The following is an 18071-nucleotide window of genomic DNA, read 5'->3' on the forward strand; positions in this document are numbered from 1 at the left end:
GGATCAGCGTCTTTGCCCGAACATCATCTGACGGGCGAGCGCCGTCTTCAATGGCGGCAGGAACTCGAGCGCCGTCAAGGCAAGCCCGCGCATCGCGGCAAGCGGAGCGAAGTCCACCGTGAAGATGCGCGCGAGCGTATCGGTGGCGCCGATCGTCAGACGCCGGTCGAGCGCGCGGCGTTGAGCGAAGCGCAGAAGCGCAAGCGGACGCGCGCCATCGGCGGACAAGGCATCCGACAGCGCGCGTGCATCGCGCAAGCCCAGGTTCAGGCCTTGACCCGCGACCGGGTGCAAGGTCTGCGCCGCGTTGCCGATTGCGACCGTGCGGCGATCCACCAGCGCGTGGAGCGCGGTGAGCCCGAGCGGAAACGCCGCCCGCGACGCGATGCGCGTGAAGCGGCCCATGCGCGTACCGAAGGCATCGCCGAGTTCGGCGAGAAACGCCGAGTCGTCGAGCTGCATGCGCCGCGCGGCTTCATCGGGCGAACCGCACCAGACGAGCGAATAGTCCGCGTGACGCGCGCCGCCGCAGGGCAGCAACGCAATCGGACCTTCGCGCGTGAAGCGCTCCCATGCCACGTTCGCCTGAGGCTCCGATACGCTCACCGTACCGACGATCGCCGTTTGCGCGTAATCGCGCGCGTGCCGTTCGTTCGAGACGGCGCTCTCGCCCGAAGTCTGCTGATACAGCCCGCCTTCTGCGTTCACCAGCACGCGCACGCGGATCGTGCGTTCGCCCGCCGACGACTTGAGCGGCAAGGTGACGCCCTCGTCGTCCTGCAGCGGCGGCAGCGCGGAGGTCTCGGTGAGCCAGTCCACGTTCGTTGCGCGCACCCCGCTGGCAAGCGCACTGACGAGCGAACCGTAGCGCACCACGTAGCCCAGCTCGGGCAACTCGTGTTCGTCGTGCTCGATCAGCGTGCGGCCGAAGTGCCCGCGCTGCGACACGTGGATGCGGCGGATCGGCGTGGCATCGGCGGGAAAGCCGAGCGGCTGAAGCATCACGCGGCTGCCATGCGAGAGCGCGAGCGAACGCGGATCGCTCGCGGCGGCTTCAGGCGTGCGTGCGTCGATCAACGCGATCGACAAGCGTTGCGTGGCGCTGCGCCGCGCAAGCCAGCCCGCGAGCGCGAGCCCGACCGGCCCCGCGCCGACAATGGCGATGTCATGGTCGAAGTGCCCTTCGTCGTGCACGGGCCTGGTCGTGTCGTTCATATCAGTCTTGGTTCGATTCGCGCATCAGCGCTTCGATTTCGTCGGCATCGACGGGCACTTCGCGGGTGAGTAGCTCGCAGCCATCGGGCGTGACGATGGCGTCGTCCTCGATACGAATGCCGATGTTCCAGTAGCGCTCGGGCACGTCTTCGGCGGCGCGCACGTAAAGGCCTGGCTCGATGGTGAGCGCGTTGCCCGCCGCGAGCGTGCGCCACTCGCGCGCGCCCTGCGCATCGCGCGGGCCGTCGGCGTTGCGATAGTCGCCCGCGTCATGCACGTCCATGCCGAGCCAGTGCCCCGTGCGATGCATGTAGAAGCGCGCGAAGGCGCGTTCGCCGATCACGTCATCGATAGTGCCGAACTTCGCTTTATCGAGGATGCCGGTATCGAGCAAACCTTGCGACAGCACTTTCACCGCGGCCTGATGCGGTGCGTCGAAACTGACGCCGGCGCGGGTCGCTTCGATGGCGGCGCTTTGCGCGGCCAGCACGATGTCGTAAAGCTCGCGCTGCGGCGGCGTGAACAGACCGCTTGCCGGGAAAGTGCGTGTGATGTCGGAGGCGTAGCCGTCGAGTTCGCAGGCGGCGTCGATGAGGATCAGGTCGCCATCCCGCGCGATGGCATTGCCCGCCGGATAGTGCAGCACGCAGGCATTCGCCCCCGCCGCGACGATGGAACCGTAAGCGGGCGCCTGCGCGCCGCGTCGGCGGAACGTATAGAGCAGTTCGGCTTCGATCTCGTATTCGTGCATGCCGGGACGACACGCACGCATGGCGCGCCGATGCGCTTCGGCTGAAATCGACCCGGCGCGTCGCATGATCGCGATTTCGTGCGCGTCTTTCACGAGCCGCATCTCGTCGAGCAGCGGCAGGAGATTGCGTGCCTCTTCCGGCGCGCGAACACCGCTGCGGCCTTGCGCGCGCACGGCGGCGAGCCAGCCGCGCACTTGCGCGTCCACTTCCGCCGATGCCCCGAGCGCGTAGTACAACGCGGGTCTGTCCACGATGAGACGCGGCATCTCCTCGTCGAGCGAATCGATGGCGAAGGCGGCATCGAAACCGAAGGCATCGCGCGCGGCTTCGGGGCCAAACCGAAAGCCTTCCCAGGTTTCGCGCTCGGCGTTCTTTTCGCGACAAAAGAGGATGGATGCAGGCTCGCCGTCTTGCGCGCTCGCGTTCAGCACGAGCGTCGCCTCGGGCTCGGTGAAGCCTGTCAGATAGTAGAAATAGCTGTCGTGGCGAAAGGGGTAGTCGGCGTCGCGATTACGCAAGACTTCCAGCGCGGTAGCCACGACGGCGATGCCCCCGCCTTGGGCGCGCATCGCGGCGAGCACGCGTTCGCGGCGGCCGCGATAGACGTCGACGGCGATGGGGCTGGCGAGTTCGGTGAGTGAGTTCATTCGCCGATTGTAGCGCCGGGCTTCGATGCAGGGGGACTCGGCCATTCGGCCTAGTGGTGAGTGCGGTGAGTGCGGTGAGGGTAGGGCGGAATGTGCGGCCGAGTGGAGCGCGCGGGGCGTATGTGCTTGCATCGCGGACGAATCGGCGCGCGGAATGTCGATTTTCGGCGATGCGCAGGGTCTCAGGCCCGATGGATCTACGCAGCATCACGGATTGATTCGTCGCATGTCTTCGACCTCCGTGGTGCGCACTGTCGGCAGTCGAGTCACCGAAGCGAAGCGGCGAACGCCGCACTGCGACGTGTCGCCTACTCGCAAACCAAGCTGCTTACTCTTCGCTCGTCCGATTCCGCACGCTGCCCGCGATCAGATCGAAGCGGAACAAACGGCATTCGAGCGCGCCATTGAAGAGCGGCGTCTTGGTCGATTCGCGCAACCGCAACATGCCCGGCAGCTTGCGGTCCGAGGTCAGCACGTAGGCGCGCCAGCCCGGGAAGCGTTGCTTGAGCGCGTTGCCGAAGGAGATGAAGAATTCGGTATCGGCGGGATCGGGTTGAGCGCGCGCGAAGGCTTCTTCGTCGTCACGATCGTCGCGACGCGAGCGCGGCGTGTCGCGAATCTCGCCGCGCGGGCCGCGTCCACGCACTTCGATCCGCTCGCCATACGGCGGATTCGCCACGAGAATGCCGGGCGCTTCCGTGGGCGGCATCATGTTGCGGGAATCGACCTGTTTGAGCTGCAGGTTCGATACACCGGCGCGGCTCAGATTGGCGCGCGCCTTTTCCAGCATGTCGCCGGAGATGTCGCTGCCAAAGATGTTCAACTCCGAGCGCGCCGAACGCGCGGCGCGCTTCGCTTCGCCAGCGGCCGACTTGAGCTTCTGCCACATGCCCGGATGAAACGGCTTGAGCTTCTCGAAGCCAAAGCGCCGTTCGCTACCCGGCGCGATATCGAGCGCGGTCTGCGCGGCTTCGGCGAGGAAGGTGCCGCTGCCGCACATCGGATCAAAGAGCGGCGTTCCGGGCGTCCATCCCGTGAGACGCAGGATGCCGGCTGCAAGATTCTCGCGCAGGGGTGCCGCGCCCTTGTCCAGACGCCAGCCGCGCTTGAAGAGCGGCTCGCCGGAGGTATCGAGATAGAGCGTGCATTCGTTCACCGTGAGGAACGCGAACACGCGCACGTCCGGCTGCGCGGTGTCGATGCTCGGGCGCGCGCCGGCAACATCGCGCAGGCGGTCGCAGACGGCGTCTTTTACACGCAGCGTCGTGAATTCGAGGCTCTTCACCGGCGACTTGATGGCGGTGAGATCGACGCGCATTGTCTGGCTCGGCGTGAACCATTGCTCCCAGCGCTGCTGGTGCGTGAGTTCGTAGATATCGTGTTCGTTGCGATACGGGCCCTGCGCGATCTTCAAGAGCACGCGGCTCGCGATACGCGAATGCAGATTCGCCGCCATGCCCGCGACCCAGCCGCCCCGGAAGTGCACGCCACCGGGAACCTGTGCGCCGACGGCAAGCGTTCCGCCGCCGGATAACGGCGCGCTTGCGACATGGCGCTCCCCGATCTCGGCGAGCTCGGCGGCAAGCGGCGCTTCGAGACCGCGCGGGCAGGGGACAAACCAGTCGAAGAGGGGGGAGGACATGAGGGGGCTTTCGTTTGCGTGAATCGGAAGGCGACATTGTACGCGGCAGGTGGTTCGGCCGACCGGCGGCGCATTTCAGACGATTCACGTTGTGTACCAGCCGCTTAACATTTACCGTCGCACCGCCGTTGCTTTCATGGCGGCCAGATAGTGCTCGTCCAACTTGTCGGGAAAAAAAGATGGAAGCCGCAGTGCAGCATGTACTAGACGCGCTCAGAGATGCAGAGCCACTCAGAGCGAAAGCTCTTGAGAAAGAAAAAAAGCCGCAACATCAAAAGAGAAAGCGGCTAACAAGTATTGTCTTTTATGGAGGTTTCTTCGTTGTCTTCCTCGCAGGGTTTTTCGCTTGGATGGCAAAACATCAATTTCTGCCTGGGAGGACGGGTTGGCTGCTAACCTTTACTGTCGTCTGGTTGATCTGGCTGGTTTCCAATCTTGTTATCGCTTGGCCAGAAAGCGGCCAATTAAAGCTAGCCTTTCAGTTTAGGCAGTACGAGAACCTGCGCGAACGAAAAGAGTTCGAGCACGATATGACGTTTGCCAGCAGGTTAGCTGCATTTCCAACAGCAGACTTGCAGAGCGCCACCGAATGGATTCGTATTGTCTCCGAGCGTCGAAAAGCCGCCATTGCACGATGCATTGGGTCCGTCGACAAAATCGCGCTATCGGCACTAGTCGCGACTCTTGTCGAAGCGAGTGGAACCCTTAAAGGTGTGGATGCGATTATTCACTTTAAGAGCTTCGAGGCTGCAGCAGCGGGTCTCGTCGCGCTGGGGACCACTTCTACGCAAGTGGGTTTTGCCATCGGTGCGCTCTTCCTGAGCAGCGTGGTCGCGCGTTACGACTATCATCGTGATCTGCTCTCGCTCGCAATGCGGATTCAAGATTTTCATAACTGATGCTTGCCTGGTCCAGATGCTCCCTCGGACCAGGCAAAAATGAACGTCAGCCCCTCAATCCACCGCCTTCATCATATCCTCCACCACCTTCTTCGCGTCCCCGAAAACCATCATCGTCTTGTCCATATAAAACAGTTCGTTATCGAGCCCGGCGTAGCCCGCCGCCATCGACCGCTTGTTCACGATGATCGTGCGCGCCTTGTACGCTTCAAGAATCGGCATGCCCGCAATCGCCGATTTCGGGTCGGTCTTCGCCGCAGGATTCACCACGTCGTTGGCGCCGAGCACGAGCACCACATCCACCTGCCCGAACTCGCTGTTGATGTCGTCCATCTCCTGCACCATTTCGTAGGGCACTTCCGCTTCGGCGAGCAGTACGTTCATGTGCCCCGGCATGCGCCCCGCGACCGGATGAATCGCATAGCGCACGTCGATGCCTTTCTCCACGAGCTTGTCCGTCAATTCCTTCAGCGCATGCTGCGCGCGCGCCACCGCAAGCCCGTAACCCGGCACGATCACCACGCTTTCCGCATTGCCGAGCATGAAGGCCGCGTCATCGGCGGAACCGGATTTCACCGGGCGCTGTTCCTGCGCGCCGCCCACCGCCGGGCCGCCCGCTTCGCCGCCGAAGCCGCCGAGAATCACGTTGAAAAAGGAGCGGTTCATCGCCCGGCACATGATGTAGGACAGAATCGCGCCCGACGATCCCACCAGCGAACCCGCGATGATCAGCATCGGATTGTTGAGCGAGAAACCAATGCCCGCCGCCGCCCAGCCCGAGTACGAATTGAGCATGGACACGACTACCGGCATATCCGCGCCGCCAATCGGAATGATGATGAGCACGCCCAGCGCGAACGCGATCAACGTCATCACGATGAACGGCAACCACGATTGCGTCAGCATGAAAATCACGCCGAAGCCGATCATCGCCACGGCAAGGAGCAAGTTGATGAGATGCTGTCCCGAATACGTGACGGGCGCGCCCTGAAAGAGCCGGAACTTGTACTTGCCCGACAGCTTGCCGAACGCGATCACCGAACCGGAAAACGTGATCGCCCCGACGAACGTGCCGATGAACAACTCGACGCGATTGCCGTACGGCATGTAATAGCCCGGCGGCGCAAGGCCGAACGCCGAAGGTTCCGACACCACGGCATACGCAATGCAGACCGCCGCGAGCCCGATCAGCGAGTGCATCGCGGCGACGAGTTCGGGCATCTTCGTCATCTCGACTTTCGCCGCGATATAGGCGCCCGCCGCGCCGCCGATCAGAAGCGCCGCGAACAAGAGCGTGAGTCCGAGCGAGAGATTGGAACCGAGATAGGAAGCCTGCTTCGCAATGAGCGCGAGCGTGGTGACGATGGCGATCGCCATCCCCGCCATGCCGAACGTATTGCCGATGCGCGCGGTCTTCGGATTGGACAAGCCCTTCAGCGCCTGAATGAAGCATACCGAAGCGACGAGATACAGAAGAGTGACGACGTTCATGCTCATTTACGCGCCCTCCTTCTTGATGAGTTTTCTCGGCTCTTTGCGCTTGAACATTTCAAGCATTCGCCGGGTCACGAGAAAGCCGCCGAACACGTTCACCGCCGCAAGCAGCACCGCGAGCGTGCCGAAGAACTTGCCAGCGCCGCCGATTGTCAGACCGACCGCGAGCATCGCGCCGACGATGACGATTGCCGAGATTGCATTCGTCACCGCCATCAAGGGTGTGTGCAGCGCGGGCGTGACGTTCCAGACCACGTGGTAGCCGACGTAAATCGCCAGCACGAAGATGATGAGATTGATCACCGTGTGATTGATGACGTCCATGTTGATCTCCGTGTGCTTTTAAGCCGCCGGGCGCGTGACTTGCCCGTCGCGGCACTGAAGCGTGGCCGCGACGATATCGTCCGCAAGGTCGATGTTGAGCGTGCCTTCCTTCGTGATGATCAGCTTCAGGAAGTCGAGCAGGTTGCGCGCGTAGAGCGCGGAAGCGTCGGTGGCGACCATCGACGCCAGATTCGTGAAGCCTACGATACGCACGTCATGCTTCATCACCACCTGATCGACTTCGGTGAGCGGACAGTTGCCGCCTTTGCGGCCGTCGAATTCGGGTCCGCGTCCCGCCGCGAGATCGACGATCACCGAGCCCGGTTTCATATGCTTGACCGTTTCCACGGACAGCAAGGTGGGCGCGGGACGGCCGGGAATCAGCGCGGTCGAGATGACGATATCCGCCGCCTTTGCGCGTTCATGCACCTGCGCCGACTGACGCGCGAGCCAGCTTGGCGGCATGGGCCGCGCGTAGCCGCCCACGCCTTCCGCCGCCGCGCGTTCCTCGTCGGTTTCGAAGGGGACATCGACGAACTTCGCGCCCAGGGATTCGATCTGCTCTTTCACGGCTGGCCGCACATCCGACGCTTCGACCACGGCGCCCAAGCGCTTGGCCGTCGCAATCGCCTGCAGTCCCGCGACGCCCGCGCCCAGCACGAGCACGCGCGCGGCTTTCACGGTGCCGGCGGCGGTCATCAGCATCGGCATGAAGCGCTGGTAATACTGGCAGGCGACGAGCACCGCCTTGTATCCCGCGATGTTCGCCTGCGACGACAGCACGTCGAGACTCTGCGCGCGCGTCGTGCGCGGCGCGGCTTCGAGCGCGAACGCGGTCACGCCGGTGGCGGCGATCCGCGCGGTGTTTTCGGTATTGAAGGGATCGAGCATGCCGATGACCACGGCGCCCGGCGTGAGCCACGCGAGTTCGTCGATGCCCGGAGACTGAACTTTTAGAACGAGTTCGGCGGAAAAAGCGGTGGCGGCATCGACGAGATCGGCGCCCGATTGCGCGAAGGCGTCGTCGACATAACTTGCTCGCAAGCCCGCGCCGCTTTGCACCGAAACACGATGCCCCTGAGTGACGAGTTTCTTGACCGTTTCGGGCGTGGCGGCGACGCGCGCCTCGTTCGCCCCCGTTTCAGCAGGCACTCCGATGTGCATATTCGAATCCTCCTGTCTTCTCGCTTCCGCGCCGGGGCTGGCGTCAGGAAACTCGGGGCTGAGTTTCGTTTCAAATGCTGGAATCAACGGCTGTCTCCACTGTAACCGAAGAATGAGCCGATCCGGCACTCGTTCTTTCCCGCCGAGGGTTGTCACTCGTTCTCACGAGCGAGCTTCGAAGGCGCCGGGCGCGATGAGCGTCGGCACGATAAAATATCGAACATGAAATCAGATACTTGGGCTCCTCACGTCACGGTGGCTTCGGTCATCGAAGCCGATGGACGCTTCCTCGTCGTCGAGGAGCACACATCCGGCGGCCTGAAAATCAACCAGCCTGCCGGTCATCTGGAAGCAGGCGAATCGCTGGTTCAGGCAGCTATCCGCGAGACGCTGGAGGAAACGGCGCATCGCTTCGAACCCGAGGCCCTCGTCGGCGCGTACATGACGCACTTCACGCGGGCGAGCGGCGATGTCACGTATCTGAGCTTTACGTTTTGCGGCAAGTCGCTCGGCGAGACGGCGGGGCGGGCGCTGGACGAAGGCATTGTCCGCGCGATGTGGTTGACCGCCGACGAGCTCCGCGCGATCAGCGAGCGGCATCGGACGCCGCTTGTCATGCAGCGGGTCGACGATTATTTATCCGGGCGGCGCGTGCCGCTCGATTTCATTCATACGCATTCGGTCGCGCCGGTCGCGCCTCTTAAGCAGACTTGAGCCGCGGTATTCCTATGAGCAAGCGCAGAGTAGTGGTGGGCATGTCGGGCGGCGTGGATTCGTCGGTCACGGCATGGCTTCTGAAAGAGCAGGGTTACGACGTCGTCGGCCTCTTCATGAAGAACTGGGAAGACGACGACGACGGCGAATATTGCTCGACGCGTCAGGACTGGATCGACGTGGTGTCGGTGGCGGATCTGCTCGGCATCGACGTGGAAGCCGTGAACTTCGCCGCCGAATATAAGGACCGCGTGTTCGCGGAGTTCCTGCGCGAGTACTCGGCCGGCCGCACGCCGAATCCGGACGTGCTGTGCAATGCCGAGATCAAGTTCAAGGCGTTCCTGGATCACGCGATGTCGCTCGGCGCGCAAACCATCGCGACCGGGCATTACGCGCGCGTGCGCGAGCAAGACGGCCTGTTCCAGTTGCTCAAGGCGACCGACTCCACGAAAGATCAGTCGTATTTTCTGCATCGGTTGAATCAGCAGCAGTTATCGAAGACGCTGTTTCCGCTCGGAGAAATTCCGAAGACGCAGGTCCGCGAGATCGCGGCCCGGATCGGTTTGCCGAACGCGAAGAAGAAGGATTCGACCGGTATCTGTTTTATCGGCGAACGGCCGTTTCGCGAATTCCTGAATCGCTATTTGCCGACCAAGCCCGGTCCGATGAAGACGCCGGACGGCAAGGTCGTCGGCGAGCATATCGGACTGGCGTTCTATACCTTTGGGCAGCGAAAGGGCATTGGTATCGGCGGCGCGAAGGACGGCAGCGGCGAGCCATGGTTCGTCGCGGGCAAGGACATGGCAAGCAACACGCTTTATGTCGTGCAGGGGCATGACCATTCGTGGCTCTTGTCGAACACGCTGGAAGCGGGAAACACGAGTTGGGTCGCCGGGTTTGCGCCGGAAGAAGGCGCGGCTTGCGGCGCGAAGACGCGCTATCGGCAACAGGATGCCGCGTGCCATTTCTCGCGCGCCGACGATGCCCGCTTCGCGCTCCATTTCGACGACGCGCAATGGGCGGTGACGCCGGGGCAATCGGCGGTGCTGTATCAGGGCGATGTGTGTCTTGGTGGCGGCATCATCGAACAGGCGGCTTCGGGGCAGACTTCCGCGATGAGCGCGGAGCAGTTGGCCACGCAGGCGCTTTGACGCTTATCGGCGAGTTTTCGGAATCTTCTAAACTCGCCAACTTCCACCGACGCAATAAAGCTTTTTTGATACAAGTGCTTGACTGTCTATCTAGCGATAGATAAATTCTCCGACGTGGGATGCGATAACTATCATCAGTGTCAGAAAATCCGGAGACTGCGCAATGGACAAGAACACCGTACGCGAAGCACTGCTGGAACATGCACAGACGCTCATCATGACGCGCGGGTACAACGGCTTCAGCTATCGCGACTTGTCCGAGTTGGTCGGCGTGAAGACGTCGAGCATCCATTACTACTTTCCCGCCAAGGAAGACCTGGCGCTGGAAGCCGTGAATGCCTACAGCGCGGATGTCATGTCGTCGGTCTATGCCATCGACAGTTCCGCGGCGGCCGACAAAAAACTCGATCGATACACGAAACTGTTTGGGCGCATTCTCGGCGACGGGAAGCAAGTGTGCCTGTGCGGCATGCTTTCGGCGGATTTCGATTCGTTACCCGAAAAGGTTCGTCAAGCCGTGCAGGGTTTTTTCAAGGCGAACGAGAATTGGCTGGCGAAAGTGCTCGCGGAAGGTGAAGCGCAAGACACGCTCGATGCGGGTGGCAAGCCGGAAGCGGCGGCGCGCGCCTTATATGCTGCATTTCAAGGCAGTTTGCTTGCTTGCCGGCTGTTTCAAACGCGCGCCAGACTGGACGAAGTTGTCGACGCTGTCAGACGATAGATTACCCTGTGGATAACTATGTGGATCTCATGGGTTTTCGCGTTGTATAACCTATCTTTAGGTAGATAGATTTTGACGGGAAGTGTTTTACTTTGCCTTCGAATGGTGTCGGTGCGGACAATTGAGCGACAGTAGCCGCCGTTTAAAGCTTGCGGCTTGAATTCCGTCGCATATTAGTTATTTGCAACGGGTTAAACGTTACGAAAATCTATCTAGGAGTAGATTCAATTTGAATTGCGGATTAGTGACGATTTCGTGCAGCAGTCGTCGTACGAAGCAAGCCGCAAAACAATCGGAAATTTGCCGCGATTATCGTGACAAGATCGATTTGCGAATGCTGAATGGGCCACGCGTAGCTTTTAACAAAGCAAACGCAGCCATCGAGGCCGCGTCAATCCGGGAAGCGAAGTGTCCACTCGCGTTCAAGCCGGCGCCGTATCCACGAACGACTGCCGTTGCGCAAGCCGCGCGTAAAACTTATCGAGCGCCGGATGCGCATCGCGCCAATTCAACTCTGGCAGGCGGAAATCCAGATAACTGAGTGCGCAACCACAGGCGATATCGGCAAGTGTGAAGCGGTTCGCCGAGCACCATTGCTTCGAGCCAAGACCGCGCGCCATTGCGCGAATGCCGTCGTCGATCTTCAAACGCTGCCGCTTGATCCACGCCTCGCTGCGCTGTCCTTCCTCACGCAGCACGCCTTCCAGGCGAATCAGCACGGCGGCGTCGAGCATGCCGTCGGCGAGCGCTTCCCAGCAGCGCACTTCGGTGCGCTCGCGGCGTTCCTGCGGCAGAAGCTTGCCGACAGGCGTGAGCGTATCCACGAACTCGCAGATCACGCGCGAATCGAACACCGCTTCGCCGTCGTCCAGAATCAGGCAGGGCACCTTGCCGAGCGGGTTGTAGTCGTGGATCTTGGAATCGGATGCCCATACGTCCTCGAGCACCAGTTCGCAATCAATCTTCTTCTCTGCCATGACGATCCGAACCTTGCGGACGTATGGACTTGTGTGCGAACCGATCAGTTTCATTATCTATCTTCGCGATCATTTCTTAATGCAGTCGAGAATGATCTTAACGGACGCACGCAAGCCATCGGCAAATTACAGGGGACGCCGCGCGTGGGTGTCGTCTGGTGACAACGCCGCCAGATTCCCCGCCGGGCACGGCAAGAGCGGCGCACTCGGCGGGCTGGCGGGCGTCTTGCCCTTCGCGGACGACGAGACGGCGGGCGCGGGCGGCAGCGCGGCGACACTTCGCACGCCGCTCGAAATCGCCGATGCAATCTCGCTCACCGCCTGCCGATGCCCGTCGACGAGCGCATCGAAACCATCGCCGACGCGTTCCTGCGCCACGGTCCGGCACGTGAGCGTCGTCTGCGCTCCCGCCGATGTCTGCACACTCCACACGGCGTCGATCACGGCCCGCGAGCCCGGCCACGATTCGAAGCGCTGCACGTTCACCTTCACGCGATACAGCGGCGTTCCTTCCGGCCGCGCCGTGCCCGAGACATCGATCGCACCGAGCTGGCGTGTCAGATCCGCGGACAGCGCGCGCCGCATTTCGTCGGACGGCAGCGAGGCCCAGCGTTCCGTTTCGAGCACCTTGACCTGCGCGGGGCTCGTCTGCACGACCAACTGGTTGCGCGTGACCTGCTGCGGCATGTCCACCGGCGCGAGTTCGAAATAGAGCGAGGCCGGCTGCGCGGGCGCCGCGCCCGGCGCGTCCGTTCCGGTCAGCGTGTAGAAGCGGCTCGACGGCGACGAGGCGCAGGCGGCGAGCACGCCTGCCGCGCCCAGAGTCAACAACGACGCGACGAACCTCATGGTTTTTCTCCCGTTTTCCCGCGCAACAGCGATTCCGGATGGCGTTCCAGATAATCGGCGAGCGCATTGAGCGATTGCAGCGTCCGCGTGAGTTCCTGCATGGCCTGACGCACGTCGGACTGGACCGGCGAATCTTGCGAAAGCGTCGATTGCGCCGCGCCGAAGGTTTTCTGCGCCTCGGTCAGCGTGCTGCGCATTTCCGGCACGACTTCCGTATCGAGTTGCTTGAAGAGCGCATTGGCCTGCTTGAGCGAGCCGTTCAGATTCGTGCCGATCTCGTCGAACGGAATCTTGTCGAGCTTGCGGGCGATGTCGGCGATCTGCAATTGCAATTCGTCGAGCGTGTTCGGCACGGTCGGCAACTCGATCGGGTCTGTGTTCGCGAGCACCTTCGCGGCCGGCGCCTTCGGGAAGAAGTCGAGCGCGACGTAAAGCTGGCTCGTCAGCAGATTGCCCGTGCGCAACTGGCCGCGCAGACCGCGCTTGACGAGCAGATTGAGCATGTCCTGGCTCGCCGGCGACCCCTTGTCGGGGAGCGCTTCCTTCGCGCGCCGGCCGAGGCGGTCCGGATAGAGGTCGATCGTCACCGGCATCATGAAGGAATGCGATTCCTGGTCGTAGCGCACGCCGATACCCGTCACCTGACCGAGCACGATGCCGCGGAAATCGACCGGCGCGCCGACCGACAAGCCGCGCAGCGACTGATTGAAGTTCATCACCACGTGCACGGGTTCGCCGTCCGGATCGCGCATGGCGTCGGCTTGGTCGGCGGCGAGGCGGAACGTGGAGTTGTCCTTTGCCTGCGCGCCCGATTGCTGGTTCGGCGGCGTCTGGAACGCAATGCCGCCGAGAATCACCGTCGCGAGCGACTGCGTGTTCAGCGTGAAGCCGCTCGAATCCAGGCGCAGATCCACGCCGCTCGCATGCCACCAGCGCGAATTGCCGCCTACATATTGATCGTAGGGCGAATTGACGAACACTTGCATGGTGACGCCGGTGCCGTCCTTGTCGAGCGAAAACGCCGTCACCTGACCGACCTGCACGCGCCGGTAATAGACCGGCGAGCCGATATCGAGCGAACCGAGAGATTCTCCGTGCAGCGTGAAAGTGTGGCCCTTCTGATCCGCCGTGACGGCGGGCGGCGTCTCCAGCCCGACGAAATAGCTCTGATCCTCGGAGGACTTGCCCGCATCGACACCGATATACGCACCCGAGAGCAAGGTGGACAACCCCGTCACCCCGCTTGCCGCCACGCGCGGGCGCACGACCCAGAAGCGCGTGTCCTTCACGGCGAAATCGGTGGCTTCCTTGGTGAGTTGCACATCGACGAGTACGCGTGAATGGTCTTTCGACAACGTGATCGACTTGACCGTGCCGATATCCACGTCCTTGTACTTCACCTTGGTCTTGCCGGTCTCGAGCCCTTCCGCGCTGACGAAGCTGATGGTCACCGTCGGTCCACGGCTCGTCACCGTCTTGACCACCAGAAAGATGCCGATCAACGCCGCCACGAGCGGAATGACCCACACGAGCGAAGGCAGCCAGCGGCTGCGTGGCTCGATCACCGGTTCCGGCAGATTGGGCGGCAGTCCGCCGCCTTGTTTCGACGGCTCGTCACCACGCGTGGATTCGTTCGGCCCGTTCGGCCCCTGGCCACTAGTCATGTTTCTTTCCTGACGGTTCTATGTTGTCCCATATGAGGCGCGGGTCGAATTGCATGGATGCGAGCATGGTGAGCACGACCACCGAAGCGAAGGCGATGGTTCCCGGTCCCGCCGTGATGACCGCGAGCGACTTGAAACGCACCAGCGCGACGGTGAGCGTGACCACGAAGACGTCGAGCATCGACCATCGTCCGATGCCTTCGACGATTCTAAAGAGCGTGGTCCGCTGGCGCGGTCGCCACACCGAGCGTCGCTGTACGCTGATGAGCAGGAAGCCGAGCGTGGCGAGCTTCATCATCGGTACGAGAATGCTGGCAATGAAGATGATTGCCGCGAGCGGATAGTCACCATCGTTCCAGAAGAGCGCGACGCCCGACATGATGGTGTCGTCCTCGGAGCCGAGAATGGACGACGTGTGCATGACCGGAAACAGGTTCGCCGGAATGTACAAAATCGCCGCGCTGATAAGAAGTGCCCACGTGCGCGCGATGGCATCCGGGTGCCGCCGGTGCACGACCGCGTCGCAGCGCGTGCAGCGCTGTCTTTCGATGGTATGCGCGAGCGGCTGCACCAGACCGCATGCGTGGCACGCCACGACGTTCTGGCGCGATGCCGTGGTGTAGAGCGTAGGCGGAGGCGCTTCGGGTTCATCGACGGCCGCGCTGGTTTGATCCGGATTCATGATTTCTGCCTCACCGTCGGTGCGATGCGTTGTCTGCGTTCCGCGCGCTTGGGCAGCTTTTCGGCGATATCCCACAGCCGTTGAGGATCGAAGCTCACGACCACGGCGACCATCAGCGTCAGCGCGCCGAAAGCGAACAGCGCGGCTTCGGGAATCACGCGCGCGAGACTCACCATCTTCACGAGCGTGACGAGCACGCCGAGCATGAACACTTCGATCATTCCCCACGGACGTACGAACTGAATGGTGCGTAACGTGGCATTGAAGCCCGGCGGCACGTAACCCGCGCGCAGCGGCACGAGCACGTAGAGCAGCGCGAGCAGTTCGGCGAGCGGCGCGAAGATGGTGGCGAAGAACACCAGCACCGCGATGATCTCCATCTGCTCGTTCCACAAGGAAACGATTGCACCGATCAGCGTGGTCTGCGAAGTGATGCCGTTGGCGTCCAGTTCGACGATGGGAAACGCCTGCGCGATCACGAAGGTGATCAGCGCGGCGAGCGTCATGGCGCTGATGCGATCGAGATTGTCCGCGATACTGCGATAGAGCAGCGCACCGCAACGCGGACAGCGCGCCGACGTATGCCGGGGCAACGCGCGCTTCTTGAAAAGCGCGTCACACTCGTGGCACGCAATGAGTTCATCCGGTTCGTTCTCGTTCATGGTCTGAAGCCGAGCCTTCTGATGCGGGTTGATCTGGCGCCGCGAAGATCGGCTCGGAGCGAGCACAGCAAATTACGAGCCAGCGCGATCGGAAGCAGCATGGTAACAAACGTCGCGGGACTGACGCTTATCTGGCGGCGCGGACAGGTGGTGGACGCGGTGAAACGAGCGCGGGAATATTGGCGCATGCTCCATCGTTATTCCTCATTGGGCGTCGGTCGGGCGTCGGTCGGGCGTGTAATAGGCGTCTTGCAGGGCGCGCGGGCGACTGAAGCCGAATGAATCAATCGACCGTTGCATGGGCAGAATAGTTCGTTGCAACAGTGCGACGTAGCAGCAAAAGAGCGCGCAGCGTCAATGGCGGCGGGGCTTTGCGGCTATTGGGCAGACACCTCGCACGCGCTGGCAATTCCGTATTGTTGATGTAGGATTGCGGCCTTGAAGGCCCGTCGTTCCGGACGGCCAGCCGCATAACGATGAATATCAGGGTGAAGCAATATGGAAAGCAGCGTTCGCATCGCGTCGGCTCAGTCGACCGGACGATACAGCGCCACGGCAATCGGCCTGCACTGGCTGATTGCGTTGCTGATCGTATGCGGCTTTTATCTCGGCTGGATCATGACGGACATCCCGGGTTTCACGCCGACCAAGCTCAAGTATTTTTCGTGGCACAAGTGGATTGGCGTGACCGTGTTCGCGCTTGCCGTTCTGCGGCTCGTGTGGCGCGCCACGCATCGCGCGCCGCCCATGCCCGCCGACATGCCGGGCTGGCAGAAGGGCGCGGCGCATCTCACGCATTTCCTCCTTTACGCACTCATGCTGGTGATTCCCGCATCGGGTTATCTTTATAGTTCCGCGGCCGGCTTGCAGGTGGTTTATCTCGGCGTGTTGCCGTTGCCAACCATCATCGGGCCGGACAAGGCTTTGAAGGCGACGTTGAGAATCGTGCATATTGCGCTGAACTACACGTTGCTCTTCTTCGTCGTGATGCACGTGCTCGCGGCACTCAAGCATCATTTCGTCGATCGCGATGGCTTGCTCGGCCGCATGCTTCCGTTTCTGCGCTAAGCCGCCGATGCGATTGTTTCCTGTGCGTTGGCAAGGCGTTTCCCGCCTGCTGTTTGTTCCAGCATTCTTTTGATTTCCAATACCGGATGTTCGTCGGACCCGATCAGGAAAAGGTACACATGAAAGTGAAACTCAATCGTTGGATGCTGGCCGCCGTATCGGCGAGCTCGCTTGCGCTCGCCATCGGCGCACATGCGCAAGTGGACGTAAGCAAGAGCAGCGTGACCGCGACATCGAAGCAGATGAACGTGCCCACGGACGGCAAGTTCAACAAGTTCACGGCGCAGATTTCGTTCGATCCGGCCAAGCCCGCCGCCGGCAGCGCGAATATCACGATCGATACCGGCAGCTACGATCTCGGCGACGACGACTACAACAAGCAGGTGCGCGGCAAGGAATGGTTCGATGCCGCGACCTATCCGACCGCCACGTTCGTTTCGAGCGCCATTGCGCCGGCGGGCGGCAATCAATACAAGGTGACGGGCAAAATCACCATCAAGGGCAAGTCGCAGACGGTCACGGTGCCCGTGACCATCACGCAGCAGGGCGCAACGGAAACGTTCGACGGCTCGCTGCCGATCAAGCGCAACCAGTTCGACATTGGAACGGGTGAATGGAAAGACACGTCGGTGGTCGCCGACGATGTCGTCATCAAGTTTCATATCGTCGCCGCGAAGAAGTAAGCGGCCGACTCAAGCAAATCAAAGCCAACTCATTGCATCGCAACGATTCAACCAGGAGAAGCACTTGAACAAACTTTCCGTTTTCGCCGCAGGCGCGCTTGCAGCAAGCCTTTCGTTCAGCGCAATGGCCGCTGACACCTACCAGCTCGATCCGAACCACACGTATCCGAGCTTCGAATCCGATCACTTCGGCGGCGTGTCCACGTGGCGCGGCAAGTTCAACAAGAGCAGCGGCACCGTCGTGCTCGATCGCGCGGCAAAGACCGGCACGGCTGAAGTGACGATCGACATTGCATCGATCAACACCGGCAACGCGAAGCTCGACGAGCATCTGCAAAAAGCCGAATTCTTCGATGTCGCCAAGTACCCGACCGCGGTGTACAAGGGCACGTCGATCCGCTTCAACGGCGACACGCCGGTTGAAGTCATCGGCACGCTGACCATGCACGGCGTGACCAAGCCGCTCAACCTGAAGCTCGACACCTTCAAGTGCTTCGTCAATCCGATGATGAAGAAGGAAGTGTGCGGCACGGAAGCGTCGGCGACGTTCGATCGCGGCGACTTCGGCATGGACTACGGCAAGTCGTACGGCTTCAGCCTGAAGACGACGCTGCATATCCAGGCCGAAGGGGTGAAGCAGTAAGTTTCATCGAGTGTGGGATGAAACCGCCTCGCGTGCTGTACGTGAGGCGGTTTTTTTGCGCCCGCGCCAAATGCGAAGGGCCGGTCTCCTTTCGAAGACCGGCCCTTTGCTTGTCCATCG

Annotated in this window: 18 protein-coding genes; 7 read left to right on the top strand and 11 right to left on the bottom strand. The window is 61.8% G+C overall.

Translation table 11 applies throughout. The annotated features are described in order from the left end of the window. Positions 1 to 3: 3 nt before the first annotated feature. From QCE79_RS01680 to QCE79_RS01690, 3 genes are all read right to left on the bottom strand, one after another. The gene (locus tag QCE79_RS01680; protein ID WP_309841345.1) at positions 4 to 1215 is read right to left on the bottom strand and encodes a UbiH/UbiF/VisC/COQ6 family ubiquinone biosynthesis hydroxylase; all 1212 of its coding nucleotides are present in this window, start codon (positions 1213 to 1215) and stop codon (positions 4 to 6) included. Position 1216: 1 nt separating this feature from the next. Then, a complete protein-coding gene (locus QCE79_RS01685; RefSeq protein WP_404988853.1) occupies positions 1217 to 2614 on the bottom strand; it encodes an aminopeptidase P N-terminal domain-containing protein in 1398 nt (465 codons plus the stop codon). Positions 2615 to 2942: 328 nt separating this feature from the next. Then, positions 2943 to 4256: a class I SAM-dependent RNA methyltransferase gene (locus QCE79_RS01690; protein ID WP_309841349.1), complete on the bottom strand. Its 1314-nt coding sequence runs from the start codon at positions 4254 to 4256 to the stop codon at positions 2943 to 2945. 179 nt (positions 4257 to 4435) lie between these two features. On the opposite strand from QCE79_RS01690, the gene QCE79_RS01695 reads away from it, so the two are divergent. Beyond that, positions 4436 to 5155: a hypothetical protein gene (locus tag QCE79_RS01695; RefSeq protein WP_309841352.1), complete on the top strand. Its 720-nt coding sequence runs from the start codon at positions 4436 to 4438 to the stop codon at positions 5153 to 5155. A gap of 54 nt (positions 5156 to 5209) precedes the next feature. Here QCE79_RS01695 and QCE79_RS01700 read toward each other — a convergent pair whose 3' ends face one another. From QCE79_RS01700 to QCE79_RS01710, 3 genes are read right to left on the bottom strand one after another with little or no spacing between them, the layout of a single operon-like run. Next, positions 5210 to 6652 (bottom strand): NAD(P)(+) transhydrogenase (Re/Si-specific) subunit beta, encoded by a 1443-nt coding sequence (locus QCE79_RS01700; RefSeq protein ID WP_244827002.1) that lies wholly within the window; start codon positions 6650 to 6652, stop codon positions 5210 to 5212. After that, positions 6653 to 6973 carry an NAD(P) transhydrogenase subunit alpha gene (locus QCE79_RS01705; protein ID WP_244827003.1) on the bottom strand — a complete coding sequence of 107 codons (321 nt, stop codon included), beginning with the start codon at positions 6971 to 6973 and terminating at the stop codon, positions 6653 to 6655. A gap of 18 nt (positions 6974 to 6991) precedes the next feature. After that, positions 6992 to 8137 (bottom strand): Re/Si-specific NAD(P)(+) transhydrogenase subunit alpha, encoded by a 1146-nt coding sequence (locus tag QCE79_RS01710; protein WP_309841355.1) that lies wholly within the window; start codon positions 8135 to 8137, stop codon positions 6992 to 6994. Positions 8138 to 8359: 222 nt separating this feature from the next. Here QCE79_RS01710 and QCE79_RS01715 point away from each other — a divergent pair, with 222 nt between their 5' ends. The 3 genes from QCE79_RS01715 (at position 8360) to QCE79_RS01725 (ending at position 10723) form a co-directional block, all read left to right on the top strand. Beyond that, entirely contained in the window at positions 8360 to 8851 is a 492-nt protein-coding gene (locus QCE79_RS01715; protein ID WP_250525382.1) for an NUDIX hydrolase, read from the top strand. A 14-nt stretch (positions 8852 to 8865) separates the two neighbouring features. Continuing rightward, positions 8866 to 10002 (top strand): tRNA 2-thiouridine(34) synthase MnmA, encoded by a 1137-nt coding sequence (mnmA, locus tag QCE79_RS01720; protein WP_250508560.1) that lies wholly within the window; start codon positions 8866 to 8868, stop codon positions 10000 to 10002. Positions 10003 to 10165: 163 nt separating this feature from the next. Continuing rightward, positions 10166 to 10723 carry a TetR/AcrR family transcriptional regulator gene (locus QCE79_RS01725; protein WP_244827007.1) on the top strand — a complete coding sequence of 186 codons (558 nt, stop codon included), beginning with the start codon at positions 10166 to 10168 and terminating at the stop codon, positions 10721 to 10723. A 422-nt stretch (positions 10724 to 11145) separates the two neighbouring features. Here QCE79_RS01725 and QCE79_RS01730 read toward each other — a convergent pair whose 3' ends face one another. From QCE79_RS01730 to QCE79_RS01750, 5 genes are all read right to left on the bottom strand, one after another. Beyond that, the gene (locus QCE79_RS01730) at positions 11146 to 11754 is read right to left on the bottom strand and encodes a glutathione S-transferase N-terminal domain-containing protein (RefSeq protein WP_244827008.1); all 609 of its coding nucleotides are present in this window, start codon (positions 11752 to 11754) and stop codon (positions 11146 to 11148) included. 72 nt (positions 11755 to 11826) lie between these two features. Continuing rightward, positions 11827 to 12549 (bottom strand): membrane integrity-associated transporter subunit PqiC, encoded by a 723-nt coding sequence (locus QCE79_RS01735; RefSeq protein WP_250491787.1) that lies wholly within the window; start codon positions 12547 to 12549, stop codon positions 11827 to 11829. Further along, positions 12546 to 14213, bottom strand: coding sequence for an intermembrane transport protein PqiB (locus QCE79_RS01740; protein WP_250463054.1), 1668 nt, complete (start codon positions 14211 to 14213; stop codon positions 12546 to 12548). Before QCE79_RS01740 ends, QCE79_RS01735 begins: the two co-directional genes overlap by 4 nt. Beyond that, on the bottom strand, positions 14206 to 14895 hold the full coding sequence (locus QCE79_RS01745) for a paraquat-inducible protein A (RefSeq protein ID WP_250463056.1): 690 nt from the start codon (positions 14893 to 14895) through the stop codon (positions 14206 to 14208). Before QCE79_RS01745 ends, QCE79_RS01740 begins: the two co-directional genes overlap by 8 nt. Then, a complete protein-coding gene (locus QCE79_RS01750) occupies positions 14892 to 15557 on the bottom strand; it encodes a paraquat-inducible protein A (protein WP_250525385.1) in 666 nt (221 codons plus the stop codon). Before QCE79_RS01750 ends, QCE79_RS01745 begins: the two co-directional genes overlap by 4 nt. A gap of 498 nt (positions 15558 to 16055) precedes the next feature. On the opposite strand from QCE79_RS01750, the gene QCE79_RS01755 reads away from it, so the two are divergent. From QCE79_RS01755 to QCE79_RS01765, 3 genes are all read left to right on the top strand, one after another. After that, positions 16056 to 16625, top strand: a complete 570-nt coding sequence (locus QCE79_RS01755) for a cytochrome b (protein ID WP_309841360.1) — start codon at positions 16056 to 16058, stop codon at positions 16623 to 16625. A gap of 119 nt (positions 16626 to 16744) precedes the next feature. Beyond that, positions 16745 to 17308, top strand: coding sequence for a YceI family protein (locus tag QCE79_RS01760; RefSeq protein WP_244827014.1), 564 nt, complete (start codon positions 16745 to 16747; stop codon positions 17306 to 17308). A gap of 124 nt (positions 17309 to 17432) precedes the next feature. Continuing rightward, positions 17433 to 17951, top strand: a complete 519-nt coding sequence (locus tag QCE79_RS01765) for a YceI family protein (protein WP_244827958.1) — start codon at positions 17433 to 17435, stop codon at positions 17949 to 17951. Positions 17952 to 18071: the final 120 nt, after the last annotated feature.

It is taken from the genome of Caballeronia sp. LZ003 (genome assembly GCF_031451465.1).
Taxonomy (GTDB): Bacteria; Pseudomonadota; Gammaproteobacteria; order Burkholderiales; family Burkholderiaceae; genus Caballeronia.